At 70.3% G+C, this 26,385-nt stretch carries 18 protein-coding genes; 12 read left to right on the top strand and 6 right to left on the bottom strand.

The annotated features are described in order from the left end of the window. Window positions 1–32 precede the first annotated feature (32 nt). Window positions 33–977: an ABC transporter permease gene (locus FFK22_RS12020; RefSeq protein WP_138887029.1), complete on the top strand. Its 945-nt coding sequence runs from the start codon at window positions 33–35 to the stop codon at window positions 975–977. Beyond that, window positions 974–2,419 (top strand): FGGY-family carbohydrate kinase, encoded by a 1,446-nt coding sequence (locus FFK22_RS12015; protein WP_138887030.1) that lies wholly within the window; start codon window positions 974–976, stop codon window positions 2,417–2,419. The genes FFK22_RS12020 and FFK22_RS12015 overlap by 4 nt, the downstream gene beginning before the upstream one ends. A gap of 50 nt (window positions 2,420–2,469) precedes the next feature. On the opposite strand, the gene FFK22_RS12010 is transcribed toward FFK22_RS12015, so the two are convergent. From FFK22_RS12010 to FFK22_RS12000, 3 genes are all read right to left on the bottom strand, one after another. After that, on the bottom strand, window positions 2,470–4,500 hold the full coding sequence (locus FFK22_RS12010; RefSeq protein ID WP_138887031.1) for an S-layer family protein: 2,031 nt from the start codon (window positions 4,498–4,500) through the stop codon (window positions 2,470–2,472). Window positions 4,501–5,034: 534 nt separating this feature from the next. After that, window positions 5,035–5,496, bottom strand: a complete 462-nt coding sequence (locus FFK22_RS12005; protein WP_138887032.1) for an OsmC family protein — start codon at window positions 5,494–5,496, stop codon at window positions 5,035–5,037. Beyond that, window positions 5,493–6,110: a GntR family transcriptional regulator gene (locus FFK22_RS12000; RefSeq protein WP_138887033.1), complete on the bottom strand. Its 618-nt coding sequence runs from the start codon at window positions 6,108–6,110 to the stop codon at window positions 5,493–5,495. The genes FFK22_RS12005 and FFK22_RS12000 overlap by 4 nt, the downstream gene beginning before the upstream one ends. A gap of 157 nt (window positions 6,111–6,267) precedes the next feature. On the opposite strand from FFK22_RS12000, the gene FFK22_RS11995 reads away from it, so the two are divergent. From FFK22_RS11995 to FFK22_RS11985, 3 genes are all read left to right on the top strand, one after another. After that, window positions 6,268–7,713 carry a phospholipase D-like domain-containing protein gene (locus FFK22_RS11995; protein WP_138887153.1) on the top strand — a complete coding sequence of 482 codons (1,446 nt, stop codon included), beginning with the start codon at window positions 6,268–6,270 and terminating at the stop codon, window positions 7,711–7,713. Window positions 7,714–7,941: 228 nt separating this feature from the next. Then, the gene (locus tag FFK22_RS11990; RefSeq protein WP_138887034.1) at window positions 7,942–8,529 is read left to right on the top strand and encodes a DUF2585 domain-containing protein; all 588 of its coding nucleotides are present in this window, start codon (window positions 7,942–7,944) and stop codon (window positions 8,527–8,529) included. Window positions 8,530–8,543: 14 nt separating this feature from the next. After that, window positions 8,544–10,262: an ABC transporter ATP-binding protein gene (locus FFK22_RS11985; RefSeq protein ID WP_138887035.1), complete on the top strand. Its 1,719-nt coding sequence runs from the start codon at window positions 8,544–8,546 to the stop codon at window positions 10,260–10,262. Between the two features lie 19 nt (window positions 10,263–10,281). Here FFK22_RS11985 and FFK22_RS11980 read toward each other — a convergent pair whose 3' ends face one another. Then, window positions 10,282–11,184, bottom strand: coding sequence for an alpha/beta fold hydrolase (locus FFK22_RS11980; RefSeq protein WP_138887036.1), 903 nt, complete (start codon window positions 11,182–11,184; stop codon window positions 10,282–10,284). A gap of 174 nt (window positions 11,185–11,358) precedes the next feature. On the opposite strand from FFK22_RS11980, the gene FFK22_RS11975 reads away from it, so the two are divergent. Continuing rightward, complete coding sequence (locus FFK22_RS11975; protein WP_138887037.1) at window positions 11,359–13,050, top strand: calcium-binding protein; 1,692 nt, start codon at window positions 11,359–11,361, stop codon at window positions 13,048–13,050. Between the two features lie 220 nt (window positions 13,051–13,270). Further along, on the top strand, window positions 13,271–16,240 hold the full coding sequence (locus tag FFK22_RS11970; RefSeq protein ID WP_138887038.1) for a calcium-binding protein: 2,970 nt from the start codon (window positions 13,271–13,273) through the stop codon (window positions 16,238–16,240). On the opposite strand, the gene FFK22_RS11965 is transcribed toward FFK22_RS11970, so the two are convergent. Continuing rightward, a complete protein-coding gene (locus FFK22_RS11965) occupies window positions 16,235–16,402 on the bottom strand; it encodes a YqaE/Pmp3 family membrane protein (RefSeq protein WP_138887039.1) in 168 nt (55 codons plus the stop codon). The genes FFK22_RS11970 and FFK22_RS11965 overlap by 6 nt on opposite strands. Before the next feature lie 174 nt (window positions 16,403–16,576). Here FFK22_RS11965 and FFK22_RS11960 point away from each other — a divergent pair, with 174 nt between their 5' ends. The 4 genes from FFK22_RS11960 to FFK22_RS11945 all read left to right on the top strand — a co-directional run bounded on the left by FFK22_RS11960 (window position 16,577) and on the right by FFK22_RS11945 (window position 21,065). Then, complete coding sequence (locus tag FFK22_RS11960) at window positions 16,577–17,380, top strand: transporter substrate-binding domain-containing protein (RefSeq protein ID WP_138887040.1); 804 nt, start codon at window positions 16,577–16,579, stop codon at window positions 17,378–17,380. Window positions 17,381–17,575: 195 nt separating this feature from the next. After that, a complete protein-coding gene (locus FFK22_RS11955; protein ID WP_138887041.1) occupies window positions 17,576–18,244 on the top strand; it encodes an amino acid ABC transporter permease in 669 nt (222 codons plus the stop codon). Beyond that, window positions 18,241–18,894: an amino acid ABC transporter permease gene (locus tag FFK22_RS11950; protein WP_138887042.1), complete on the top strand. Its 654-nt coding sequence runs from the start codon at window positions 18,241–18,243 to the stop codon at window positions 18,892–18,894. Before FFK22_RS11955 ends, FFK22_RS11950 begins: the two co-directional genes overlap by 4 nt. Before the next feature lie 74 nt (window positions 18,895–18,968). Further along, window positions 18,969–21,065, top strand: a complete 2,097-nt coding sequence (locus tag FFK22_RS11945; RefSeq protein ID WP_138887043.1) for a mechanosensitive ion channel family protein — start codon at window positions 18,969–18,971, stop codon at window positions 21,063–21,065. 33 nt (window positions 21,066–21,098) lie between these two features. Here FFK22_RS11945 and FFK22_RS11940 read toward each other — a convergent pair whose 3' ends face one another. After that, window positions 21,099–21,857 (bottom strand): hypothetical protein, encoded by a 759-nt coding sequence (locus tag FFK22_RS11940; protein WP_138887044.1) that lies wholly within the window; start codon window positions 21,855–21,857, stop codon window positions 21,099–21,101. Window positions 21,858–22,226: 369 nt separating this feature from the next. Between FFK22_RS11940 and FFK22_RS11935 the strand changes: the two genes are divergently transcribed. Beyond that, window positions 22,227–26,240, top strand: coding sequence for a calcium-binding protein (locus tag FFK22_RS11935; protein ID WP_138887045.1), 4,014 nt, complete (start codon window positions 22,227–22,229; stop codon window positions 26,238–26,240). Window positions 26,241–26,385: the final 145 nt, after the last annotated feature.

Raw genomic sequence — 26,385 nt, 5'->3', positions numbered from 1 at the left:
GGGAGGGAAGACCCATTTTGGGAGACCGCGCCGTGGCGGCTGAGGCGCGGCTGGTCGAGCGCTTCGGCACGCCGGTGGCGCTGGTGGCGATCGTGCTCGGCTTCGGCCTGGCGCGGCCGGATGCCTTCGCCACCGCCGCCAACTTGCTCAACGTCACCCAGCAGATGGCGATCCTGGCGATCGCCGCCGCCGCCGCGACCTTCGTCATGGTGATCGGCGAGTTCGACCTGTCGGTCGGCTTCGTCGCCTCGCTGTCCGGCGTGCTGGTGGTCAAGCTGTTGGCCGCCGGCGCCGGCCCCGGCCCGGCGATCCTGCTGACGCTGCTGGCCTGTGCCGCCGTCGGCGTGCTGAACGGGCTGGTGGTGCACGGCCTCCGGGCGCCGTCCTTCATCGCCACCCTGGCGCTCGGCACCATCGCCTCGGGCGTCGCCTACTGGCTGTCCGGCGGCGCCAGCCTGTTCCAGGGCATTCCGCCGGGCTTCACCGCGCTGGCCCGGGCTGCGGCCGGACCGGTGCCGGTGCTGACGCTGTGGATGCTGGCGGTGCTGCTCGCGGCCGGCGGCACCCTGGCGCTGACCGTGTTCGGCCGGCGGCTGATCGCGATCGGCAGCAACCGCGAGGCGGCGCGCCTGTCGGGCGTGCCGATCGGCCGGCCGGTGGTCGCCGTCTTCGCCCTCTCCGCCGCCCTGTCGGGCCTGGCCGGGGTGCTGCTGGCGGCGCGGCTGGGCAGTGTCCAGCACACCATGGGCGAAAGCCTGCTGCTGCCGGCCTATGCCGCCGTCTTCCTCGGCATGACCGCCTTCCGCGGCGGCCGGCCGAACGTGCTCGGCACCGCGGTCGGCGTCGCCATCATCGCGGTGCTGGCGAACGGGCTGACCATCCTCAATGTCGATCCCTTCTTCCAGAAGATGGTCACCGGCGCGATCATCATCGCCGCGGTGATGTTGCGCCGCTTCGGCATGGCGGCGGCGCGATGAGCATCCTTCTGGTCTTCGATCTCGGCACCACGGCGCTGAAGCTGGTGGCGTTCGGCGAGGATGGCCGTCCGGCCCGGCAGGTCGAGGCGCGCCATCCGACCCGGTCGACGCCCGGCGGCGGTCAGGAGCAGGACCCGGAGGACTGGTGGACGGCCGCCGTCACGGCCTGCGCCGCCCTGCCGCAGGCGATGCGCGACTCGGTGCGGGCGATAGCGCTGGTCGGCACCATGGAGAACCTGGTGCCGCTCGACGCCGATGGGCGCCCGGTGCGGCCGGCCCTGCTGTACAGCGACGGTCGCAGCGGCCCGGCGTTCCCGCCGATCCGCGATCGGCTGCTGGCGGCGGGCGCCCCGGCGGTGCTCGGCAACGCCCCCGGGCCGCTGAACACGGTGTGCAAGTTCCGCTGGCTGCAGCAGGCGGAGCCGGAGACGGCGCGGCGGGTGGCGACGATCCTGCCGGGCGCCAAGGATTACCTGGCGCTGCGGCTGACCGGGCGGATCGTCACCGACCCGGCGGCCGGCACCACGGTCGGGCTGATGGACATCACCCGGCGCGACTGGGCGGCGCCGCTGGTCGAGGCGGTCGGCCTCGACCCCGCCCTGCTGCCGCCGATCCTGCCGGCCGATGCCGTGATCGGGGAGCTGCTGGGCCCGGCCGCTCGGGCGCTCGGCCTGCCCCTGGGCTGTCCGGTGGTGAATGGCTGTGGCGACGCCGCGGCCGCGACGCTCGGCGCGGCGGCCGATGGCCAGCTCCATGTCTATCTCGGCACCAGCGGCTGGGTGGCGCGCAGCCGGCAGCTCGACCCCGCGGCGCTGCCGCGGCCCTTCACCACCCTGGCGCATCCGCGGGCCGGCTGGGCGATCGAGATCGCGCCGCTGCTGACCGCCGGCGACGCCGCCGGCTGGTTCGGCCGGATCGCCGGCGCCGAGCTCGCGGTGCTCGACGCCGAGGCCCAGGCGGCCGATGCGGCGCCGCCGCAGACGCTGTTCCTGCCCTATCTGAAGGGCGAGCGGTCGCCCTTCGTCGACCTGGCGCTGCGCGGCGCCCTGCTGGACCTCGACATCGCCCAGGGGCGCGGCGCCTTGCATTACGCGGTGTTGGAGGGGGTGGCGCTGGCGCTGCGCAACAATCTCGATGCGATGGCGGCGCTGCCGGGGCCGATCCGGCTGACCGGCGGCGGCGGCACCAGCCGGATCTGGCCGCAGCTGATCGCCGACGCGACCGGCCGGGTGGTGGAATGCGCCGACCTGCCGACCGCGACCACGGCGATGGGCGGCTACCGCATCGCCGCCACGGCGCTGGGCTGGCCGGCGCCGCCGGACACCATCGGCGCGATCCACGGGCCGCGGCCGGAGCGGATGGTGCGGGCCGAGCGGCGCTTGGCCCGTTTCCGCCAGGCCACCGAGGAGGCGCGGCGCCGGGCCACGGAGGCGTCCGATTGAAAAAAGGGCCGCCCCGAAGGGCGGCCCCGATCGCGTGTCGGTTGGTTGGCTTACAGCACGAAGTCGCTGGCCGTCACGCTGGTGCCGTAGAGATTGATGTGGAAGTCGGAGGTGCCGTCGCCGTTCACGTCGCCCGCGATGGTGACGACGCCGGGCGCGGTGTTGGCGAAGCGGAGCTCACCCGCGGTGCCGCTGTACAGGGCGGTGCCGATGAAGGTGAAGGCCTGGTCGCCGGCGGCGCCGGTGTTGGCGTCGATCCCCGACAGGTCGATGAGATCGCCCTGGGCATGGCTGAAATCGCGGATCAGGTCACCAGCCTGGAACGGGCTGTCGGAGGTCGCGGTAAAGACGAACTTGTCCGCCCCCGCGCCGCCGATTAGCTGGTCCGCACCGCCACCGCCGCGGATGATGTCGTCGCCGAGATCGCCGGAAAGGGTGTTCTTCCCGGAGGAGCCGATCAGCGTGTCATTGAACTCCGAGCCGCCGGCATTCTCGATGTCGATCAGCAGGTCGCCCTGGGCATGGCCGTTGAAGCCCTGGCCGGTCGCCAGGTTCACGGTCACCGCGACATTGCTCTTGGTGTAGAAGGCACCGTCCACCCCGGCACCGCCGTTGATCGTGTCCGCACCCGCACCGCCGGTGATGGTGTCGTCCCCGGCAAGGCCGCTGAGCACGTCATTGCCGTCGCCGCCGCGCAGGTCATTGGCACCGGCATCACCGGTCAGGGTGTCGGCGAAGCGCGAGCCGATCAGATCTTCGACGCTGTTGAACGAGTCGCCCGTGGCGTCGCCGCCGGTGCCGACCCCGGTGGTCAGGTTGACGGTCACCGCGGCCGCCGAGAACTCGTAGCTCGCCGCGTCGAGGCCGCTGCCGCCGTTCAGCACGTCCGCCCCGGCACCGCCGAAGAGGGTGTCGTCGCCGCCGGCGCCATTGAGGATATCGTTGCCGGCCACGCCGGAGAGATAGTTGTCGTGGATCTCGCCGGTGATGTTGTCGGCGAAGCTCGATCCGACCACGTTCTCGACGTTGAACAGCGAGTCGCCCGCGGCCTCGCCGCCGGTGTTGACGTTGGTGGTCAGATTGACCGTCACCGCGGCGGTCGAGCTGACATAGTGGATGCTGTCCGTACCGTTGCCGGCGTCGATCATGTCGGCCCCGGTGCCGCCGTAGATGACGTCGTCGCCACCGCCGCCGAAGATGATGTCGTTGCCGGCCCCGCCGCTCAGGACGTTGGTGCCGTCGTCGCCGCTCAGCTTGTCGTTGAACGCGCTGCCCTGCAGGCTTTCGATGTGGGTCAGCACGTCGCCCTGAGCATCGCCGCCGCTGGCGGTGCCCGCGGTCAGGCTGATGGTGACGGCCGCGGCGGAATTCGCGTAGCTGGCGCGGTCGAGGCCGGTGCCGCCGTCGATCGCGTCCTTCCCGGCGCCGCCGGTGATGCTGTCGTCACCCGCCCCGCCGCTGAGCGCGTTGTCGCCGGTGCTGCCGATCAGGGTATCGGCGAAGCGCGAACCGGTGAGGTTCTCGATGTCGATCAGGGTGTCGTGTTCCGTGCCGGCGGGGTTGGTACCCGTGCCCGCCGTCAGATCGGCGATGATCGCCGTGCTCGAGTCGGCGTAGTTCGCGGTGTCGACGCCGGTGCCGCCGTCCATCCGGTCATTTCCGGCCCCGCCGACGAGCACGTCGTTGCCGGCGCCGCCGTTGAGGGTGTCGTCACCCGCCAGGCCGACCAGGGTGTTCGAGGTGTTGTCGCCGGTGAGGGTGTCGGCGAAGGCCGAGCCGACGACGTTCTCGAAGCCGATGCTGGCCAGATCGCCGGTGGCGTCGCCACCGCTGTTCAGGCTGATCAGCCCCAGCAGGCCGGGCGTCAGGTCGACATTCACCGCTGCGGGTGAGGTCTCGTAGCTCAGCGTGTCGATGCCGTCGCCGCCGCTGAGGACGTCGGCGCCGCCCTTGCCCTCGATGACGTCGTCACCGTCACCGCCGCTCAGCGCGTCGATGATGTTGCCGCCGACCAGCACGTCGTCGTTGGTGTCTTCGAGGTTGACGCCCAACAGCCCCAGGAGTTCCAGTGACAATGCCATATTTGTTCTCCGCTATCGCGTTCAGTATCAGTCCTAGCGCTGCCGGCACACGGCGCCGCTCTCGACCTACGATCACAAAATCGACGTTTACAAACAACTTAAAGGATCATGACAGCTCGGAAGTCTCCTCTTTTCTCCGACAATATATGCAGGATTTTAGATTATAAGATTTTTGTAAAAAGAAATGATATTTCTCATCATGGATGCTTTGTTATTCGTGTGGTGGAGATGGTTTCAAAGGCACTCGAAAATGGATAAAAATTTCCCGATATGAAGTTGTTTCGTTGTGTGGGGCGAATAGCCCACGGCCGCATGCTCTGGAATGGTCGGATCTTTGAAACTAAGTTTCAAGATCTTGGGCCAAAGCGATCTCGCAGATGCACTTTCTGCAAGTATGCCATGCATCTTGTGCATGATATCTTGCGTGTCGCCGCGCCTCGATGGGCGCGGCCGGTGCCTGCCCGCCGCGCCAGGGGCTGCGAAAGAGATTCGATGCGCCGCCGCAGCGTGCCGGCGAATCGTGAGCCCGACGGGTCAGCCCAGGCGAGTCTCGATCGCGGTCCTGACCGAATTGGCCAGGAAGCATTGCTCATGGGCGGCGTGGTGCATGGCCTCCTCCGCGGCCCGGTCCGGCGCCGGGCCGGCATAGGTCACGCGAGGGTTCAGCACCACCCGGGTGACCGCGATCCGGCCCTCGGCGTTCGTCTCCATCACCCCCTCCACCGTGTCGCTGTAGCGGTCGACGGCGAAGCGGCGCTTGGCCGCGATCGACAGGAAGGTCAGCATGTGGCAGCTCGCCAGGGCGGCGATGTAGGCCTCCTCCGGATCGACCGCCTCCGGGGCCGAGAAGGGCGGCGGCACGACATGCGGCGAGGCCGAGGCCCGCACCTCGACGCCGCCGTCGAAGCGCCAGACATGCGCCCGGCTGTAGCGGCCGTCGGTGAAGGCGACGTCCGGTGGGCGCTGCCACAGCACGGTGGCCTGATACTGGCTCATGGGGTCTCTCCTGGTTGCGGATCGGCCGCCGCCCGCAGATGGGCGGCGAGGGTGGCGACGGCGGCGGCGGCGTCGCCGGCGCGGCAGGCGGTGAGAATCGCCTCGTGCTGCTCCGCCATCGCGGCGCGGAAGGCGGAGCCGGGGGGCTGCAGCGCATAGGCGCGTCGTCCTTCCCGCCGCAGTGAATCGATCAGGCGCAGCATCCGGGCATTGCCGCAGGCGCCGTACAGGGCGGCGTGGAAGGCGACGTCCAGCTCCTCGATTGCCGCCGGATCCTCTTCCTCGGCCAGATCATCGGCCAGCCGCGTGGCCCGGCGCAGATCGCGCGGTTCCATCCGGGGCAACGACAGGCGCAGGGCCTCGCCTTCGACCAGGATGCGCAAGGCGGCGAGCTCCAGGCCCTCCGAGGCCGACAGGCCGGCAACGGCCAGGCTGCGGTCGGACCGGCGGACCACCAGCCCTTCCGCCAGAAGCCGGTCCAGCGCCTGCCGCACCGGCTGGCGGCTGACCCCGAATCGCTCCGCCAGGCTCTCCTGGCGCAGCGCCGTGTCCGGCGGCAGCAGGCGCGCTTCGATGTCCCGTCGCAGCGCATCGGCAATCGAGTTTGGATCCATGGATCCAAACTATCTCAGGATTGCAGTCGGCTCAACCCTTAAGTGAAGTTCGGCCTCCCCTGGAGGACCGGTATGCTGCGGCTGTCACCTCGCCGGTCCTTGCCGGGATCGCCTCGTCCTGGCAGGGAGGATGGCGGAGCATCGACCCGTGGACGGCATGAACGGCTTCTGGACGACCTACTGGTCCGACATCGTGCTGGCGGCCAGCCTCGTGCTCGGCCTCGCCGGCGCCATCCATGCGATCATGACCAAGGACGATGTGCGCGCCGCCACCGGCTGGGTCGGCGTCATCGTGCTGAACCCGATCCTGGGCGCCCTGATCTATCTGGTGCTGGGCGTCAACCGGGTGCGCCGCGCCGCGATCGCGCGCCGGCGGCGGCGGTCGGGGGTCGGCATGGACGACCACGAGACCGGACCGGCGGTCGACGTGGCGGCCGTCTCGGCGCCGCAATTCGCCTCGCTGCAGCGGCTCGGCGACAAGGTCTCGCCCTTCGCGGTGACGCCGGGCAACGACGTGCAGCTGCTGCAGGGCGGCGACGAGGCCTATCCGGCGATGCTGGAGGCGATCCGCGACGCCCGGTCCTCGATCGCGCTGCAGAGCTACATCTTCGACAATGATGCGGTCGGGCAGGAGATCGCCGGGGCGCTGATCGAGGCGGCACGGCGCGGCGTCGCGGTGCGGGTGCTGATCGACGCCATCGGCGCGCGCTATTCGCGGCCCCAGATCGTCGGCCTGCTGCGCGAGGGCGGCGTCAGGACGGCCCGGTTCAACGGCAAGCTGATCGGCCTGAGGCTGCCCTATGCCAATCTGCGCTGCCACCGCAAGCTGCTGGTGGTCGACGGCGAGACCGCCTTCACCGGCGGCATGAACATCCGGGCCCAGTTCTCCAGCGCCTATGCGGATGGACCGCCGGCCGGCGACAGCCATGCGTGCATCCGCGGGCCGATGGTGCAGAGCCTGCTGACCGCCTTCGCCCAGGACTGGCGCTTCACCACCGGCGAGCGGCTGCACGGCAAGGCCTGGCAGTCGCAGCCGCAGCCGCAGCCGGAGCCGTCGGTTCTGGCCCGCGCCGTCCTGTCCGGGCCGGACGTCACCCTGGGCTCGAATCACAGCCTGGTGATGGGCGCGATCGCCGTGGCGCAGCGCTCGATCCTGATCTGCTCGCCCTATTTCCTGCCCGACCTGCCGCTGACCAGCGCCCTGGCGATCGCGGCGCAGCGCGGGGTCGAGGTCGACATCGTCATCCCCAGCCAGAACAACCTGGCGCTGGTCGATGCCGCGATGACGGCGCAGCTCGACCAGGTGCTGAAGCCCGGTTGCCGGGTGTGGCGGGCGACCGGTCCGTTCGACCATTCCAAGCTGATGGCGGTGGACGGCGCCTGGGCGCTGATCGGCTCCTCCAACCTCGATTCGCGCAGCCTGCGGCTGAATTTCGAGCTGGATGTCGAGATCTACGACCGCGCCGTCGCCGGCGAGGTCGACGCCGCCATCCGCCATCGCATCGCCGCGGCCCGGCCGGAGACGCTGGCGACGCTGCGGGCCCGGCCGTTCCTGACCCGGCTGCGCAACCGCACGGTATGGCTGGCCTCGCCGTATCTCTGAGGCCGACGGCCTTTGAGATCGACGGCCATCCCTTTCGTCATGGCGAGCCCGAAGGGGCGTGGCCATCCAGGGCCGCTCGCACCGGCCCCTGGGTGGCCGCGTCGCTTCGCTCCTCGCCATGACGGGTTCGGGGCTGTTTGTATTGGCGTCCCGCCATGCCGAATCCGGCGCATCGTCCCGCCGTCTGCGAATGCTTCGCACGCCTCGGGCCGTGCTAGGACTGCGCGCATGGTGAACGGATCTCTCAAGGCGGTGCGGCCGGCCTGGCGCATCTATCTCCTGCTCGGTCTCGGCCTGGTGGCGGCGACGGCGGCGATCCTGCTGGCGATGGGCCGGGTGCCGATCTGCACCTGCGGCACGGTCAAGCTGTGGACGTCCGATGTGCACAGCTCGGACAACTCGCAGCACATCGCCGACTGGTACACGCCGTCGCACATCATCCACGGCTTCCTGTTCTTCGGCCTGACCTGGCTGGTCGCCCGGCGCCTGCCGCTCGGCGCCCGGGCGCTGATCGCCATCGCCATCGAGGCGGCGTGGGAGATCGCCGAGAACAGCCCGATGATCATCGACCGCTACCGCGAGGCGACCATCGCGCTCGGCTACACCGGCGACAGCGTGATCAACTCGGTCTCCGACATCGCCTTCATGACGCTGGGCTTCTTCTTCGCGGCGCGGGCGCCGGTCTGGCTGACCGTGATCCTGGCCATCTTCTTCGAGTTGTTCACCGGCTGGCTGATCCGCGACAACCTGACCCTGAACGTGCTGATGCTGCTGCACCCGGTCGATGCGATCCGGGCCTGGCAGTCCGGCGGCTGACTTCGAGACGACCGATGCTGAGACGCTTCTTCGCCTATTACCGGCCGCATCGCGGGCTGTTCCTGCTCGATTTCTGCTGCGCCATCGTCTCCGGCCTGCTCGAGCTCGGCTTCCCGATCGCGGTCAAGCTGTTCGTCGACAGCCTGATGCCGAGCGGTAACTGGCCGCTGATCATGCTGGCCGCCGCCGGCCTGTTGGCGATCTACGTCGCCAACACCGGCCTGATGGCGATCGTGACCTATTGGGGCCACATGCTCGGCATCAACATCGAGACCGAGATGCGGCGGAAGGCCTTCGACCACCTGCAGAAGCTGTCCTTCAGCTATTTCGACAACCAGAAGACCGGCCATCTGGTCGGCCGGCTGACCAAGGACCTGGAGGAGATCGGCGAGGTCGCGCATCACGGGCCGGAGGACCTGTTCATCGCGGTGATGACCTTCATCGGCGCCTTCGCGCTGATGCTGACCGTGCATATGGAACTGGCGCTGATCACCGCGGCGATCGTGCCGCTGACCGCCTGGCTGACCAGCCGCTACGGCGGCCGCATGACCCGCAACTGGCAGGCCCTCTACAGCCGGGTCGGCAACTTCAACGTGCGGATCGAGGAGAATGTCGGCGGCATCCGCGTGGTCCAGGCCTTCGCCAATGAGGAGCATGAGCGCCGGCTGTTCGCCGACGACAACCAGAGCTACCGCCGCACCAAGCTCGACGCCTACCGGATCATGGCGGCCAGCACCTCGCTCAGCTATCTCAGCATGCGGCTGATCCAGATGGTGGTGATGATCGCCGGCGCCTATTTCGTGCTGACCGGCCGGCTCAGCGAGGGCGGCTTCGTCGGCTTCCTGCTGCTGGTCAACGTGTTCTTCCGGCCGATCGACAAGATCAACTCGGTGATCGAGACCTATCCCAAGGGCATCGCCGGCTTCCGCCGCTACACCGAGCTTTTGGACACCGAGCCGGACATCGTCGACCGGCCGGGCGCGGTCGACGTGCCGGCGTTGAAGGGCGAGATCCGCTACGAAGGCGTCAGCTTCGGCTATGGCGACGGCACGCCGGTGCTGCGCGGCATCGACCTGGCCATCCGGGCCGGCGAGACCGTGGCCTTCGTCGGCCCCTCGGGTGCCGGCAAGACCACGATCTGCTCGCTGCTGCCGCGCTTCTACGAGGTCCAGGGCGGCCGCATCACGGTCGACGGCATCGACATCCGCGACATGACCATGACCTCGCTGCGCCGGCAGATCGGCGTGGTGCAGCAGGACGTGTTCCTGTTCGCCGGCACCATCCGCGAGAACATTGCCTATGGAAGGCTGGGCGCGACCGAGGCCGAGATCATGGAGGCGGCGCGGCGGGCACGGCTCGACGGCGTCGTCGCCGGCCTGCCGGACGGGCTGGACACGGTGATCGGCGAGCGCGGGGTGAAGCTGTCGGGCGGGCAGAAGCAGCGCCTGGCGATCGCCCGGATGTTCCTGAAGAACCCGCCGATCCTGATCCTGGACGAGGCGACCTCGGCCCTGGACACGGAAACCGAGCGGGCGATCCAGCAATCGCTGGCCGAGCTGTCGCAGGGCCGCACCACGCTGGTGATCGCCCATCGCCTGGCCACCATCCAGGACGCCGACCGGATCGTCGTGGTCGACGCCAATGGCATCGCCGAGCAGGGCCGCCACCGCGACCTGGTCGCCGCCGGCGGCCTCTACCGCCGGCTGCACGACGCGCAATACGGAATACGCTGACCGATCGTTCGGTCAATCGCTATCTCGGCTCCGCCCAGCCCTTCACGGTCAGCATCGCCTCGGCGAAAGCCGCCGGCGCTTCCTGCGGCAGGTTGTGGCCGATCCCGGGCCCGACCACCCGATGCTCGTGCCGGCCGGTGAAACGGCTGGCGTGATGGCCGGTGCCGCCGGGCGGCATCACCCCGTCGGCGTCGCCGTCCAGCGTGATCGCCGGCACCGGGATCGGCGGCTGCGCCGCCAGAAGGCGCTCGATCTCCGCCACCGCCGGGTCGCCCTCGGCCAAGGCGAAGCGGTGGCGGTAGGACTGAATCACCACCGCGACGAAGTCCGGATTGTCGAAGGAATCGGCGCTGCGCTCATAGGTGGCGTCGTCGAAGCGCCATTCCGGCGACCACAGCCGCCACAGCAGGCGGCACAGCTCGCGCCGGTTGCGCTCCAGCCCCTTCCGGCCGCGCTCGCCGTGGAAATAATACTGGTACCAGTAGCGGAACTCGGCCTCGGGTGAGGTGGGCTCGCCCGACCGGGCGATGTCCTGGATGTTGTAGCCGTTGACCGAGACCAGGCCGCGCGCCCGGTCCGGCCACAGCGCCGCGACGATGCAGGCGGCGCGGCCGCCCCAGTCATAGCCGCCCAGCACCGCCGATCCGATCTTCAGCGCGTCCAGCAGCGCCAGCAAATCGTGCCCCAGCGCCGCCTGCTCGCCCGACCGCGGCGTCGTCGCCGACAGGAACCGGGTCGGGCCGTAGCCGCGCAGCCAGGGCACGATCACCCGGGCGCCCTGCGCCGCCAGGCGTGGCGCCACCGCGTCATAGCTGTGGATGTCGTAAGGGAAGCCGTGCAGCAGCACCGCCGGCCAGCCTGACGGGTCGCCGGTCTCTTCATAGGCGACGTCCAGCACCCCGGCCTCGATCCGCTTCAGCATGGTCGCGACTCCTGCATTCGGATCCGGTGATTGGAGCACATCCGGCGGCGCGACTCATGAAGATCCGATCGCCGGGTGACCGCGGTAACACCCGACTGCCCCAGGCGTCCGGCATTTTGGCCGGGTGAGACAACAGCGGCGGCCGCGGGCCGCCCGTGAAGAAGGGGAACGACCATGGCCATCATCAACGGCACTCCGGGCAACGACCATATCGAGGGCACGGACGGCGTAGACACCATCAACGCCCTGGGCGGCGACGATGAGGTGAACGGCAACAAGGGCGACGACATCGCCTTCCTGGGCGACGGCAACGATGTGTTCGGCTGGGTTCCGGGCGACGGCAGCGACTTCATCGACGGCGGGGCCGGGCTCGACACGCTCGACTTCGACGGCGCCAATGCCGATGAGAACATCCAGATCTTCGCCAATGCCGGGAAGGCGATCTTCTTCCGCGACATCGCCGCGGTGACCATGACCCTGGACAATGTCGAGACCATCGAGTTCGAGGCGCTCGGCGGGTCGGACCTGGTCACCATCAACAACCTGGCTGGCACCGATGTGAAGCGGGTGGCGGTCGACCTGGCCGCGGTGCATGACGGGACCGCGGGCGACGGCGTCGAGGACACGGTGGTCATCAACGGCGCGTCCGCCGGCGCCGCCGACGTGGTCTCACTGTCGCAGACCGGCACCGGGGCGGATGCGACCGTGGTGGTGAACGGCCTGGCGGCGCAGACGACGATCGAGCATTTCGACGCGGGCGACCACCTGATCGTCAACGGGCTCGGCGGCAACGACCGGCTGGATGCGCGGGCGCTGCCGCAGTCGATGGTCCTGGTGCTCGACGGCGGCGAGGGCAACGACACGCTGATCGGGAGCGCCGGGGCGGACCTGCTGCTCGGCGGCGCCGGCAACGATATCGTGGTCGGCGCCAAGGGCAACGACACCGCTTTCCTGGGCGCCGGCGACGACACCTTCGTCTGGGCGCCGGGCGAGGGCAGCGACACTGTCGAGGGCGGGCTCGGCACCGACGATCTCGCCTTCCTCGGCGCGGGTGCCGCCGAGACGGTCGATGTCCTGGCCAATTTCGGGCGGGCGACCTTCTTCCGCGACATCGCCTCGATCAACATGGATCTGAACGATGTCGAGCGCATCCAGTTCACCGCGCTCGGCGGCGCCGACACCGTCAGGGTGCACGACCTGACCGGGACCGAGGTCACCCGCGTCGGCGTCGACCTGGCCGGGACCGTGGGCGGCGCCACCGGCGACGGGGCGGTGGATTCCGTGACGGTGGAAGGCACCGCCGGCCTCGACAAGATCTCGCTGTCCTCCTCGGGTGCTGCGATCGGCATCGGCGGCCTGCAGGAGACGGTCTCGATCACGCATGCCGAGGCGACCGATCTGCTGACGATCGACGCCGGCGCCGGCGACGACGTGATCAACGCCGCGGCGGTGGCGGCGGGCAAGATCAGCCTGACGCTGTCGGGCGGGGCGGGGAACGACAAGCTGGTCGGTAGCGCCGGCACCGACACCTTCCTGGGCGGCGCCGGCGCCGACCGGTTCCAGTTCAACCTGGTGTCGGACAGCGTGGTCGGGCCCAAGGCCGACAGGATCGCCGATTTCAGCCACGCCCAGGGCGACAAGATCGACCTGTCGCCCATCGACGCCAACACCGTGCTGGCCGGCAACCAGGCGTTCAGCTTCATCGGCACGGGTCTCTTCACCCACCATGCCGGCGAGCTGCGCTTCGCCTACACCTCGCCCACGACCACCACCATCGCGGGCGACGTCAATGGCGACGGCGTCTCCGACTTCCACATCGCGCTGTCCGGCACTATCGCGCTGACTGCGGCGGATTTCGTGCTGTAACCGGGAAGCCGGGCGTCCGGGCCGACGGCTCGGCGTCCGGCGCCACTCCGCCGCATTCGCGTCGAATTCGTGCTATATTTCATGATCGCCGGCCCGCTTGTTTCCAGCCGGCGCGGCGGCATCGGCTGCATGTGATCGTCCCGGCGCGGGCCGCGTCCCGTTGCCGGAATCGGGAGGGCGGCCCTCCGGCCCTCCTTTTTTGGATGAGGGATTTCAGATCATGTCCGTTTTCACCGGCACCGACGCCGCCGAAACCATCACCCCCGGCTTCGTATCGCCCACCGTGACGGCCTCCGGCCAGCCGCAGCCCTCGGACGAGGCCGACGTGATCTCGGCCGAGGGCGGCAACGACGTGGTCGACGGCGGCCGCGGCAACGACGTGGCCCTGCTGGGGACCGGGGACGACATCTTCTTCTGGGCCCCCGGCGACGGCAACGACACGGTCGAGGGCCAGGCCGGCACCGACACGCTCGATTTCGCCGGATCGAACATCAGCGAGAACATCGACATCGCGGCCAATGGCGGGCGCGTCCGCTTCTTCCGCGACGTGGCCTCCGTCACCCAGGACCTGAACGGCGTCGAACGCATCGAATTCCACGCCCTGGGCGGGGCCGACGGGATCACCGTCAACGACCAGACCGGCACCGGCCTGACCCGGGTGACGGTGGACCTGGAAGGCGTGCTGAACACCGGGGCGGGCGATGCCCAGGCCGATGTCGTGACCGCCAACGGCTCCGCTGCCGCCGAGACCGTGACCCTGACCCTGTCCGGCACGGCGGTGGTAGCGACCGGCCTCGCGGCCCAGCTCGTGGTCGACCATGCCGAGACCTTCGACCGGATCGTCGTCAACGGCCTGGCCGGCAACGACCGGATCGACGCCCGGCCGCTGGCGACGGCGCCGGTGCTGCTGACCTTCGACGGCGGCGCCGGCAACGACACGCTCATCGGTGGCGCCGGGGCCGATGTGTTGCTCGGCGGCGACGGCAACGACATCGTCATCGGCGGCCGCGGCAACGACGTGGCCTTGCTGGGCGCCGGCGACGACACCTTCGCCTGGGTCCCGGGCGACGGCAGCGACACGATCGAGGGCCAGGACGGCACCGACGATCTGAGCTTCATGGGATCCGCGGCCAACGAGACCTTCGACGTCGTGGCCAATGGCGGGCGGGTGCTGTTCCTCCGCGACGTCTCCAACGTCACCCTGGATCTCAACGATGTCGAGCGCATCCAGCTCAAGGCCCTCGGCGGCGTCGACAGGATCGCGGTGCACGACCTCAGCGGCACCGACATCACGCGGGTCGGGATCGATCTCGCCGGGACCACGCCCGCGGCCGGCGACGGCGCGGCCGACACGGTGACCGTGGACGGCACCAACGGCAACGACGTGATCGCCGTGGTGGCATCGGCCGCCGCCATCGGTATCAACGGGCTGACGGCATCGGTGTCGGTGCAGAATGTCGATCCGGCGCTGGACCGGCTGACGATCCAGGCGCTGGGCGGCGACGATGTGATCGACGCCTCGGCGCTGCCGGCCGGCCGGATCGGCCTGACCCTGCTCGGCGGCCTCGGCGCCGATGTGGTCCTCGGCAGCGCCGGCGCCGACACCGTGCAGGGCGGGGATGGGAACGATACGGCCCTGCTGGGGGCGGGGGACGATGTGTTCGTCTGGTCTCCGGGCGACGATAACGACGTGATCGAGGGCCAGGCCGGCATCGACACGCTCGATTTCCGCGGCTCCAACGTCAGCGAGACCATCACCGTTTCGGCGAATGGCGGGCGGGTGCTGTTCTTCCGCGACGTCGCCAACGTCACCATGGACATGAACGATGCCGAGCGCATCGACTTCCATGCGGTGGGCGGGGCCGACCGGGTCACCGTCAACGACCTGACCGGCACCGATGTCACCCGGGTGAAGGTCGATCTCGAGGGTGGTCTCGGCAGCGGCGTCGGCGACGGCCAGGCGGACATCGTGACCGCCAACGGCTCCGCGGCCGCCGAGACCGTGACGCTGACCCAGTCCGGCTCGGCGGTGACGGCGACCGGGCTGGCGGCGCAGGTCGTGGTCGACCATGCCGAGGCCGCCGACCGGCTCATCGTCAACGGGCTGGCCGGCAACGACCGGATCGATGCGCGGCCCCTGGGGGCACCGCCGCTGGCCCTGACCATCGACGGCGGCGCCGGCAACGACACGCTCTTCGGCGGCGCCGGCGCCGACCTGCTGCTGGGCGGCGACGGCGACGATATCGTCAGCGGCGGCCTCGGCAACGACGTCGCCTTCCTGGGGGCCGGCAACGACACCTTCTCCTGGGTCCCGGGCTGCGGCAGCGACACGATCGAAGGCCAGGACGGCACCGACGACCTCAGCTTCGTCGGATCCCTGGCCAACGAGGCCTTCGACATCGCGGCCAATGGCGGGCGGGTGTTGTTCCTCCGCGACGTCTCGGCCATCACCCAGGACCTGGACGATGTCGAGCGCATCCAGCTCAAGGCGCTCGGCGGCGCCGACGCGGTCGCGGTGCACGACCTGACCGGGACCGACATCACCCGGGTCGGCATCAACCTGGCCGGGACCAACCCGGCGGCGGGCGACGGCGCGGCCGATGCGGTGACGGTGGACGGCACCCTCGGCGCCGATGTGATCTCGCTCTCCTCCTCGGCCACCGATATCGGCATCGGCGGCCTGCGGGCGACGGTCGCGGTGCAGCACAGCGAGACGATCGACCGCCTGACGATCGGTGCCGGCGACGGCAACGACGTGGTCAATGCGGCCGCGGTGGCGGCCGGCCGGGTCACCCTCACTCTTTCCGGCGGGGCGGGCGACGACCGGCTGGTCGGCAGCGCCGGCGTCGACACCTTCCTCGGCGGCGCCGGGGCGGACCGCTTCGCCTTCGCCGCCGCCTCGCACAGCGTGGTCGGGGCGAATGCCGACCGGATCGCCGATTTCATCCGGACCGAGGGCGACCGGATCGACCTGTCGGCGATCGACGCCAACACCGCGGTTGCCGGCGACCAGGCCTTCAGCTTCATCGGCTCGGGCCTCTACACCGGCGTCGCCGGGCAGCTGCGCTTCGCCGTCACCAGCCCGACCACCACCACCATCGCCGGCGACCTCAACGGCGACGGCACCTCCGACTTCCACATCGCCCTGACCGGCGCCATCGCCCTGGTGGCGGCTGACTTTGTCCTATGACGGCGGGTGGATCGACAGGATGTAGAGCGCGTGGAGGATGCCGGGGATCCAGCCCAGGATCGTCAGGATGATGTTCAGCCGCAACTCGTCCCCGGCGCCGATGTCGAGATAGACGGCGAGCGGCGGGCAGAGGAAGGCGAGGATGTACAGCAGCGTGGGCAACGACCGGTCCTGATGGTGGATCCTGCCCTTCCCTAACGCCCTCGGCCGGCCGGGACAATCTCGGCTGCGTAACGATTTGTTGCCGTCTGTTTCGCCGGCCTGTCCTGGCACGCCGCTTGCTGACCCCCAGGCCCGGATGGCGCGGCGGTCGCGCCGGTTTGGATGAGGCGCAGGATGTCGTTGCGGAACTGGGGGAAGGGGCTGCTCTGCGGCCTGGTGGTCGCGGCCGGTCTGGCCGGGGCGGTGCAGCCGGCCGCGGCCGAGGCGCTGGATGACGTGCTGGCCGCCAAAGTGATCCGCATCGCCGTGCCGCAGGACTTCCCGCCCTTCGGCTCGGCCGGGCCCGACTTGCAGCCGCAGGGCTACGACATCGACATGGCCACCCTGATTGCCCAGGATTTGGGCGTGACGGTCGAGCTGGTGCCCGTCACCAGTGCAAACCGCCTGCCCTATCTGCAGACCCACAAGGTCGACCTGATCATCTCCAGCCTCGGCCGGAATGCCGAGCGCGAGAAGGTGATCGACTTCACCAGCGCCTATGCGCCGTTCTTCTCCGGCGTGTTCGGCCCGGCCGACTCGGCTGTGGCGAAGGTCGAGGACCTGGCGGGCAAGACCGTCGGCGTCACCCGCGGTGCCCTGGAGGACCTGGCGATCTCCAAGATCGCGCCGGCTGATGCCGACATCGAGCGGTTCGAGGACAACAACACGACCATCGCCGCCTTCCTGTCCGGCCAGACCGAGCTGATCGCCACCGGCAACGTCGTCGCCGCGGCGATCCTGGCGCGCGACCCGGCGGTGCGGCCGGAGCCGAAATTCATCCTCAGCCAGTCGCCCTGCTTCATCGGCCTGAACAAGGGCGAGCCGAAGCTGCTGGCCAGGGTCAACGCCATCATCGCCGCGGCCCGGCAGGACGGGCGGCTGGATGCGATCAGCAAGAAGTGGCTCGGCGCCGGCCTGCCGGGCGATTTGCCGGTGTGATGTGTCGCCCGGTGCCGGCGCTCCCCCTCACCCTCTCGCCGCCAACGCGGCGGGCCCCTCCCTCTCCCTGAGGAGAGGGAGAAAAGCGCCGGCCACCTTCACCTCTCCTTGGGGAGAGGTCGAAATCGCGCAGCGATTTCGGGTGAGGGGGCGAGCACCGCCCTCGATGACCCAATCCGAAGCTGGACAACGCCTTTGACCTTCCACTTCGCCGACCTGTTCGGCTATGGCGGCCTGGTCCTGCAGGGGATCGGGCTGACCATCCTGCTGACCCTCATCGCCATCGCCGGCGGGCTGGGCTTGGGCGTGCTCGGGGCGCTCGGCCGCCGCTCGGCCCGCGCCCCGGTGCGCATCCTGGTCGGCGCCTATGTCGAGCTGATCCGCAACACGCCCTTCATCGTGCAGCTGTTCTTCGTCTTCTTCGGCCTGCCGCGGCTGGGGGTGAGGCTCGGCAGCGTCGAGGCGGCGCTGCTGGCCATGATCGTCAATCTCGGCGGCTATGCGACCGAGATCGTGCGCGCCGGGCTCGACGGGGTCGGCCGCGGGCTGTGGGAGGCCGGGGCCAGCCTCGGCCTGTCGCGCTGGCGCACCTTCCGGCTGGTGATCCTGATCCCGGCGCTGGAGAAGGTGTACCCGTCCCTCACCGGCCAGTTCGTCATCATCATGCTCGGCTCCTCCGTAGTGTCGCAGATCGCGGTGCGCGACCTGACCTTCGCCGGCAGCTTCATCCAGTCCCGCACCTTCCTCAGCTTCGAGACCTATCTGCTGGTCGGCGCGATCTACCTGGTCCTCGCCATCGTCCTGCGCCGGCTGTCGGACCGGGTCGGCCGGCGGCTGTTCCGGCATCGGCAGGTGGCGGCATGACCGGCTTCACCACCTGGGACATCCTGCGCAACCTGCTGCTGGCGGCGCGCTGGACCGTGGCGTTGAGCCTGATCGCCTTCCTCGGCGGCTTCCTGCTCGGCGCCGGCCTCTTGCTGCTGCGCCTGTCCGGGCGGCGCTGGGCCCGGCACGCCACCGGGCTCTATGTCCAGCTGTTCCAGGGCACGCCGCTCTTGATCCAGCTGTTCCTGTGCTTCTTCGGCCTGGCGCTGATCGGGCTCGACCTGCCGCCGCTCGCCGCCGCCGCGGTGGCGCTGACCCTCTACGCCGCCGCCTTCCTGTCGGAGATCTGGCGCGGCGCGGTCGACAGCGTGCCGCGCGGCCAGTGGGAGGCGGCGCGCGCCCTGGCCCTGTCCTGGCCGCAGCAGCTGCGCCTGGTGATCCTGCCGCAGGCATTGCGCGTCGCCGTCGCGCCGACGGTCGGCTTCCTGGTGCAGGTGGTGAAGGGTACGGCCCTGGCCTCGGTGATCGGCTTCGTCGAGCTGACCAAGGCCGGCAGCATCATCGTCAACGCCACCTTCGATTCCGCCCGCACCTACGGCTTCGTCGCGCTGTTCTACTTCGCCCTGTGCTATCCGATCGCCCTGGCGGCGACGGCGCTGGAGCGGCGGCTGGCCCGGCCCGGGCGCTGACTCTTCGCGCAAGGCCCGTTGCCACCGGCGGCGCGGCGGGACAGCATGCGCGGCAAGGGGACGGGGAGGGGCGGATGCGCTGGTTTCGGGGCCTGTTGATCGCGGTGCTGGTTCTGGCCGGGGGGGCGGCTTGGGCACAGCAGACGCCCGCGCCGGCGCCGGCGGACCAGCCGCCGCCGGCCTCGGTGCAGCAGCTGCTCGACCTGCTGCGCAACCCGGAGGTGCAGGGCTGGCTGGCGCAGAAGCAGGCGGCGCAGCCGGCGCCGGCCGCCGCGGCCTCGTCCGAGAAGATGGACGAGATCGACATGATGCGGATGCAGACCCGCAGCAAGCTGCAATGGTACGTCGCCACCGCGCGCGACCTGCCGGGCATCCTGGCCGCGGTCGGGGCGCGGATCGGCCAGGCCCTGGCCGAGCTCGGCCTGATCGGCCTGGTCCTGGCGGTCGGCGGCTTCGTCGGCATCGGCATCCTGGCCGAATGGCTGTTCCGGCGCCTGACCGCCTCGATCCGCCACCGGCTGATCCACGCGCCCGGGGCCGGGATCGGCGAGCATCTCGCCGTCTTCGCCGCCCGCCTGGTCTTCGCCGTCGGCGCCGTGATCGCCTTCGCCGTCGGCAGCCTCGGCATCTTCCTGATCTTCTCCTGGCCGCGCGGCTTCCAGCATCTGGTCATCGCCCTGCTCGCCATCGTGCTGGTAGCCCGGCTGGCGCGGGCGGTGCTGCGGCTCGGCCTCGCCCCCGGCCGGCCGGATCTGCGGCTGGTCGCGGTGGCGGAGAGCGTGATCCCGGTGGTGATGCGCTGGCTGATCGCCATCCCGACGGTGATGATCGGCGGCGTGTTCCTGGCCCGGCTGATGAGCCGGCTGGACGCGCCGGTGGACGCGGCGATGCTGATCCGCGAGCTGACCTCCTTCCTGGTGCTGGCCCTGGTCGTCGCCTTCACTTGGCGGCGCCGGGCCTGGACCGACGAGCCGGGCCTCAAGGACGACCTCGCGCGCTGGGTGGTCACGGTGGCAATGGCGGCTGCCGCGGTCCTGATCGCGCTCGGCGCCGGGCGCGCGGCGATCACGGTGTTCGTGCTGGTGCTGCTGCCCTGGGCCCTGCGCCAGATCCGCGAGGCGGCGCGGTCGGTGGCGTCGCCGGATTCGGTCGAGGGCAAGGACAGGCCGCTGGCCATGCTGGTCGAGCGGACCGCCCAGGCGCTGGTCATCCTCGCCGCGCTCGGCTTCCTGGCGCAGCGCTGGGGCGTCGATTCGATGCACGCCATGATGGCGGCGGAGGAGCCGGGGGCGATGGCGCTGCGCGCCGTGCTGCGCATCGTGCTGACGCTGATCGCCGTCGACCTGCTGTGGCATCTCGGCCGCGGTCTGATCGACCACCATCTCAGCCGCTCGACCACGTCGATGTCGGCGATGGACGCCACCCGCCAGGCGCGGCTGCGCACGCTGCTGCCGCTGTTCCGCAACGCCTATTTCGTCACCCTGGCCACGGTCGCGGTGCTGGTGGTGCTGTCCTCGCTCGGCATCGACATCGGGCCGCTGCTGGCGGGCGCGGGGGTCATCGGCCTGGCCATCGGCTTCGGCGCCCAGACCCTGGTGAAGGACATCGTCTCCGGCGTGTTCTTCCTGCTCGAGGACGCGTTCCGGATCGGCGAGTATGTCGAGATCGGCAACCTGAAGGGCACGGTCGAGGCGATCTCGATCCGCTCGCTCAAGCTGCGCCACCAGCGCGGGGCGCTGCAGACCGTGCCGTTCGGCGAGGCCCGGGCGATGACCAATCTCAGCCGCGACTGGGTGGTGGTGAAGATGGAGTTCCGGGTGCCGTTCGACACCAATGTCGACCAGGTGAAGAAGATCGTGAAGAAGATCGGCGCCGAGATCGCCGCCGACCCGGTGCTGGGCCCGCATCTGATCGATCCGCCCAAGTCCCAGGGCGTGCGCCAGATCGAGGAGTTCAACATGGTGGTCGGGATCAAGTTCATGGCCCGGCCGGGCGAGCAGTTCATGATCCGCCGCCAGCTGTACCAGCGCATCCTTGAGGAGTTCGACGCTGCGGGCATCCACCTCGCCCGGCGCGACGTGGTGGTGCGCAGCCATGACGGCGGCGAGGTCGACCCGGCCGTGGCCGCCGCCGCGATCGCCGCGACCGGCGGCGAGCCGGCGCGGGGCTGACGGCTCCGGCCCATCCGATCGCTCGGCCGGCGGTCACCCGGTGTCGGGTTTGTCCGGGCCTTCATGGAAGGGGTATGGCTCGAGGCCGAGGGAGCGACGGAGGCGTTCGGCGGCCCGGACCGGGGGCTCGGCGTCGAGCAGCGCCGTGACATCGGGCTCCCGCAGCCGGGCCTCGATCCCGGCGATGAGGGCGGGGATCTGGTCGGGAGTCTCGAGCAGCAGCGGCTGCCGCATCAGCTCGACCACCCGGGCCCAGCGCCGATCCCTGGTCTCGGCCACGGTGCCGGTCAGCGGTGGCGGATAGGGCGGGTCCGACCAGTCGGCGGCCCGGAGGCGCCATTGGTCGGAGAGCCGGAGGCCGCAGCCCAGGCCGGCGATCACCGAGGCGACCGGCCGGTCCTCGATCCGGTCTTCCTCGTCCTGATAGAGCTCGTCGAGCCGCTCATCCAGATCGGTGGTGCGGTCCTCGGCGTCATCGAGCGCCCCGGTCGACTGCGCCGGGTCCCAGATCAGGGCTTGGAGGGCCTCGGTGACATGGTTGCGCTGGCGGGCGCGGCGGGCCCGACGGTCGGCCTTGTCGCCAGCGCAGAGATCGGCGGCGGCGCGACTGCGCAGCGCCAGGGCCCGCTGCACCGTGCGGGCATGGCGGGCGAAGGCCAGGCCGTGGTCCCGGGCCGCCGGGGCCTCGGACGCCTCAGACGGTCCGGCCTCAGGCTGCTCGGCCTGGGCGATGGCCTTGGCGCCCTCCGCCTCGACCAGCCGTATGCCGATCTCGGCGATGCGCGTCAGCATGCCGATCTGCTGCAGCGCGAGGCTGCGGCAATGGGCCTGGACGTCGAGATCGGAGTCCGCAATCTCTTTTTATGGAACGTATCATGAACGAGGCCGATGCGGCCGCGCAATGAACATTGCGTGAATTGCCGTTGCGTGCCGGCCGTATGGGTTGGCGGTTTCATCGCCATCTAAACCCCTCGACAGGGGGGCAGTCTCATTGGAACCGCATCTGGACTCATGGCTTTGTTGAATCTGGACCTAACCGGGTATGCGGAAACCTGCTAAATCTTCCTCGGTCCGCACCTGTCCGGCTCCGCCAGGCGCGTTTGGCTGTTCGGCCGCTCCCGCGAGGCGAGCGGCGCCGACCCGAAAGCAGGAGGGCGACCCGTGACCCAGACCATCAACGGCACTGCCGGCACCGACATCCTCAACGGCACCGACCCGGGCAACCCGGCCAACCTTGACGGCATCGACATCATCAACGGCCTCGCCGGCAACGACACGCTCAACGGCCTGGCCGGCAACGACACCCTCCAGGGCGGCGCCGGCGCCGACACCATCAACGGCGGCGACGGCAGCGACACGGTGAGCTATGCCCAGTCCACCGCCGGGGTCACCGTCCGGCTGCTCTACCAACCCGACGCGGTCGGCGTGGGGGGCGACGCCCAGGGGGACAGATACTCCGGCATCGAGAACATCATCGGCTCGGCCTTCGACGACGTCCTGGCCGGCCATGTCTTCGCACCCAACCTGCCAAACGGAAGCAGCATCCTCGACGGCGGCGCCGGCAACGATGTCCTCTCCGGAGGATTCGATGCGGATACCCTGTTCGGCGGCACCGGCGTCGATACCGCCACATACGAGACCTCGGTCTTCGGCGTGACGGTGAACCTGGGAAGCGGTGCCGCCTCGGGCGGCGATGCCCAGGGCGACACGCTGACCGGGATCGAGAATCTCACCGGCTCGGACAATGCCGCCGACACCCTGATCGGCGACGGCGGAACGAATGTCCTCGACGGCGGCGCCGGCGATGACGTTCTCATCGGCGGTGCCGGCGACGATCGGCTCGTCGGGCACGCCGGGGCGGACCAGTTGCAGGGCGGCGACGGCAACGACACGGCCGGCTATGGCGTGCACGTCACCGGGGTCCAGATCAACCTGGCCGCCGGCACCGCGTCCGGCGCGGCCCAGGGCGATACCTTCAGCAGCATCGAGAACGTCAACGGCACCCCTGTCGGCGACACGCTGACCGGCAGCGCCGTGGCCAACATCCTCGCCGGTGCCGCGGGCGACGACCAGCTCGAGGGCGGTGCCGGGGCCGATACGCTGGACGGCGGCGATGGCTTCGACACGGTCTCCTACGGCGGCTCGGCTGCCGGCGTGCAGGTCGACCTGGCGACCGGCACCGGCACAGGCGGCGACGCCCAGGGCGACATGCTGACCGGGATCGAATACATCGGCGGCTCGGGCTTCGACGATGTCTTCGGTGCCAGCAGCGTGGCCAATTACTTCGTCGGCGGCGCCGGCATCGACACGGTGACCTACGCCCGGTCCACCGCCGGGGTCATCATCAGGTTGGGCAGCGGCCCCGGCGCGGGGGGATGGGCTGCGCTCGACAATTTTTCCGGCATAGAGAATTTCGTCGGGTCCGGCGTTGCCGACATCCTGTCCGGCGACGGCAACAGCAACAGGCTCGAGGGCGGCGCCGGCGACGATGCCCTGGGCGGGAGAGGCGGCGCGGACGCCCTGATCGGCGGCGCCGGCATCGACACGGTCTATTACGACGTCTCGGCCGCCGCGGTGACCGTCGACCTGCGGAGCGGCACCGGCGCGGGCGGCGACGCCCAGGGCGACACCTTGAGCGGGATCGAGAACATCGTCGGCTCGGCCCTCGCCGACATCCTGCGCGGCAATGCCGGGGCCAATGCCATCACCGGCGGCGCCGGCAACGACGTGATCAACGGCTATGCCGGTGCCGACGCCCTTGATGGCGGTGCCGGCATCGACACGGTCCATTACGACGGCTCGGCCGCTGCCGTCACGGTCGACCTGCGGACCGGCACCGGCGCGGGCGGCGACGCCCAGGGCGACACGCTGACCGCGATCGAGAACCTCGTCGGCTCGGGCCTCGCCGACATCCTGCAAGGCAATGCCGCGGCCAATGCCATCGCCGGCGGCGCCGGCAACGACCTGATCAACGGCTATGGCGGTGCCGACCTCCTCAACGGCGGCGCCGGGATCGACACGGTCTATTACGACGGCTCGGCCATCGGCGTAGGGGTCGACCTGCGGACCGGCACCGGCACGGCCGGCGACGCCCAGGGCGACACGCTGACCGCGATCGAGAACATCGTCGGCTCGGCCTTCGTCGATATCCTGCAGGGCGATGGCGGGGCCAATGTCCTCTCCGGCGGCGCCAGCGACGACGTGATCAGCGGCTTTGGCGGCGCCGACGTCCTCAACGGCGGCGCCGGCGCCGACAGGGTCGATTACGACGGTTCGGCCGCCGGCGTGCAGGTCGACCTGGCGGCGGGCACCGGCACGGGCGGCGACGCCCAGGGCGATACGTTGAGCGGGATCGAGGACATCGTCGGGTCCGGCTTCGACGATGTCTTCGGCGCCAGCGCCGCGGCCAATGATTTCCACGGCGGCGGCGGCAACGACACGGTGAGCTATGCCCGGTCCACCGCCGGGATCGTCTTCAGGCTGGACGGCGGCGGCAGCACCCAGGGCGGCTGGGCCGAGGGCGACAGGTTCAGCAGCATCGAGAGCCTGATCGGCTCGGCCTTCGCCGACACGCTGTCCGGCGATGCCGCCAACAATAGCTTGGACGGCAGTGCCGGCGACGATGCCATGGCCGGGGAAGGCGGGGCGGACCGGCTGGTCGGCGGCGCCGGCATCGACACGGCCTATTACGACCATTCGGGCGCCGGGGTGCAGGTCGACCTGGCGGCGGGCACCGGCACGGGCGGCCACGCCCAGGGCGATACTTTGAGCGGGATCGAGAACCTCGTCGGCTCGGGCCTGGCCGACACCCTGACCGGCGACGGCGGGGCGAACCGGCTCGATGGCGCCGCCGGCGACGACCTGCTCCGCGGCGGCGCCGGGGCCGACGCCCTGATCGGCGGCGCCGGGGCGGACACCGCGGACTATGCGGCGTCCGGCGGCGGGGTCAACGTCAACCTGGCCACCGGCACCGGCGCGGGCGGCGACGCCCAGGGCGACACGCTGACGGGCATCGAGAACCTCGTCGGCTCGGCCTTCGCCGATCGGCTGTATGGCGCCGCCGGGGCCAATGCGCTGAGCGGCGGCGGCGGCGACGACACGCTCCGCGGCGGGGCGGGCGGCGACGTGCTGAACGGCGGCACCGGGTCGGACTTCGCCAACTACCAGGGCTCGACGGCGGCGGTGTCGGTCAACCTGCTGACCGGGGCGACCTCCGGCGGCGACGCCCAGGGCGACACGCTCAGCGGGATCGAGGACCTGTATGGGTCGAGCCACACCGACACGCTGGCCGGCGACAACGGCCGCAACATCATCGGCGGCGAGCTCGGCGACGACACCCTCGCCGGCAATGGCGGCGACGATGTGCTCTCCGGCGAGGCCGGCAACGACTCGCTCTCCGGCGGCGATGGGGCCGACCGGCTGGTCGGCGGCGCCGGCATCGACACCCTCCATGGCGGCATTGGTGACGATTCGGTCGATGCCGGCAACGAGAACGACCAGGTCTTCGGCGAGGCCGGCAACGACGCGCTCTTCGGCGGCGCCGGCAGCGACCGGATCGACGGCGGCGACGGCAACGACCAGATCGAAGGGGCGGCCGGGGCCGACACCATCATCGGCGGCACCGGCATCGACACGGCCAGCTATGTCGGCTCCGCCGCCGCGGTGTCGGTCAACCTGGCGACCGGTGCGGTGTCCGGCGGCGACGCGGCGGGCGACACGCTGGGCGGCATCGAGCAGCTGCTGGGCTCGGGCTTCGCCGACACGCTGACCGGCGACGCCAATGCCAACACGATCTGGGGCATGGGCGGCGGTGATGTCCTTACCGGCGGCGGCGGCGGCGACGCGCTGAAGGGCGGCGCCGGCAGCGACCGCTTCGTCTACGCGGCCCTGTCCGACAGCGCGGTCTCGGGCGCCGGCAAGGACGGGATCACCGACTTCTCGGCCGGGGACAGGATCGACCTGTCGGCGATCGATGCCGACGGCATTCCGAGCAACGGCAACACCGCCTTCAGCTTCGGCACCGGCGGCTTCACCGGCCATGCCGGCGAGCTGCGGGTGGTGACGGCCGGGGCGATCCAGGTGGTCTATGCCGACGTCAACGGCGACAAGGCCCCGGATTTCGCCATCAACGTCACCTCCGACCATGCGCTGGCGGCCGGCGATTTCGTGCTTTAGGGAGGGATATCGAGCATCGTCGCGTTGCCTCTCCCGTCCCCGCCGTCATTGCTAGAGGCGAAGCCGACGAAGCAATCCAGGGGCCACGCCAAACCGCCCTGGATTGCTTCGCTGCGCTCGCAATGACGATCTCCCGGCGGGCTCG

Source organism: Mycobacterium sp. KBS0706 (assembly GCF_005938675.2).
In the GTDB taxonomy this organism is placed as follows: Bacteria; Pseudomonadota; Alphaproteobacteria; order DSM-16000; family Inquilinaceae; genus Inquilinus.
Note: the sequence above shows the minus strand (reverse complement) of the source record. Positions and strands in the feature narration are given on the sequence as shown.

Coding starts and splice junctions, on each gene's coding strand:
- FFK22_RS11950 (WP_138887042.1), top strand. CDS start 18,241: ATGACCGGCTTCACCACCTGGGACATCCTGCGCAACCTGCTGCTGGCG.
- FFK22_RS11940 (WP_138887044.1), bottom strand. CDS start 21,857: ATGCTGACGCGCATCGCCGAGATCGGCATACGGCTGGTCGAGGCGGAG.
- FFK22_RS11985 (WP_138887035.1), top strand. CDS start 8,544: ATGCTGAGACGCTTCTTCGCCTATTACCGGCCGCATCGCGGGCTGTTC.
- FFK22_RS12005 (WP_138887032.1), bottom strand. CDS start 5,496: ATGAGCCAGTATCAGGCCACCGTGCTGTGGCAGCGCCCACCGGACGTC.
- FFK22_RS11960 (WP_138887040.1), top strand. CDS start 16,577: ATGTCGTTGCGGAACTGGGGGAAGGGGCTGCTCTGCGGCCTGGTGGTC.
- FFK22_RS12010 (WP_138887031.1), bottom strand. CDS start 4,500: ATGGCATTGTCACTGGAACTCCTGGGGCTGTTGGGCGTCAACCTCGAA.
- FFK22_RS11975 (WP_138887037.1), top strand. CDS start 11,359: ATGGCCATCATCAACGGCACTCCGGGCAACGACCATATCGAGGGCACG.
- FFK22_RS11995 (WP_138887153.1), top strand. CDS start 6,268: ATGAACGGCTTCTGGACGACCTACTGGTCCGACATCGTGCTGGCGGCC.
- FFK22_RS11945 (WP_138887043.1), top strand. CDS start 18,969: ATGCGCTGGTTTCGGGGCCTGTTGATCGCGGTGCTGGTTCTGGCCGGG.
- FFK22_RS12000 (WP_138887033.1), bottom strand. CDS start 6,110: ATGGATCCAAACTCGATTGCCGATGCGCTGCGACGGGACATCGAAGCG.
- FFK22_RS11980 (WP_138887036.1), bottom strand. CDS start 11,184: ATGCTGAAGCGGATCGAGGCCGGGGTGCTGGACGTCGCCTATGAAGAG.
- FFK22_RS11990 (WP_138887034.1), top strand. CDS start 7,942: ATGGTGAACGGATCTCTCAAGGCGGTGCGGCCGGCCTGGCGCATCTAT.
- FFK22_RS12015 (WP_138887030.1), top strand. CDS start 974: ATGAGCATCCTTCTGGTCTTCGATCTCGGCACCACGGCGCTGAAGCTG.
- FFK22_RS11970 (WP_138887038.1), top strand. CDS start 13,271: ATGTCCGTTTTCACCGGCACCGACGCCGCCGAAACCATCACCCCCGGC.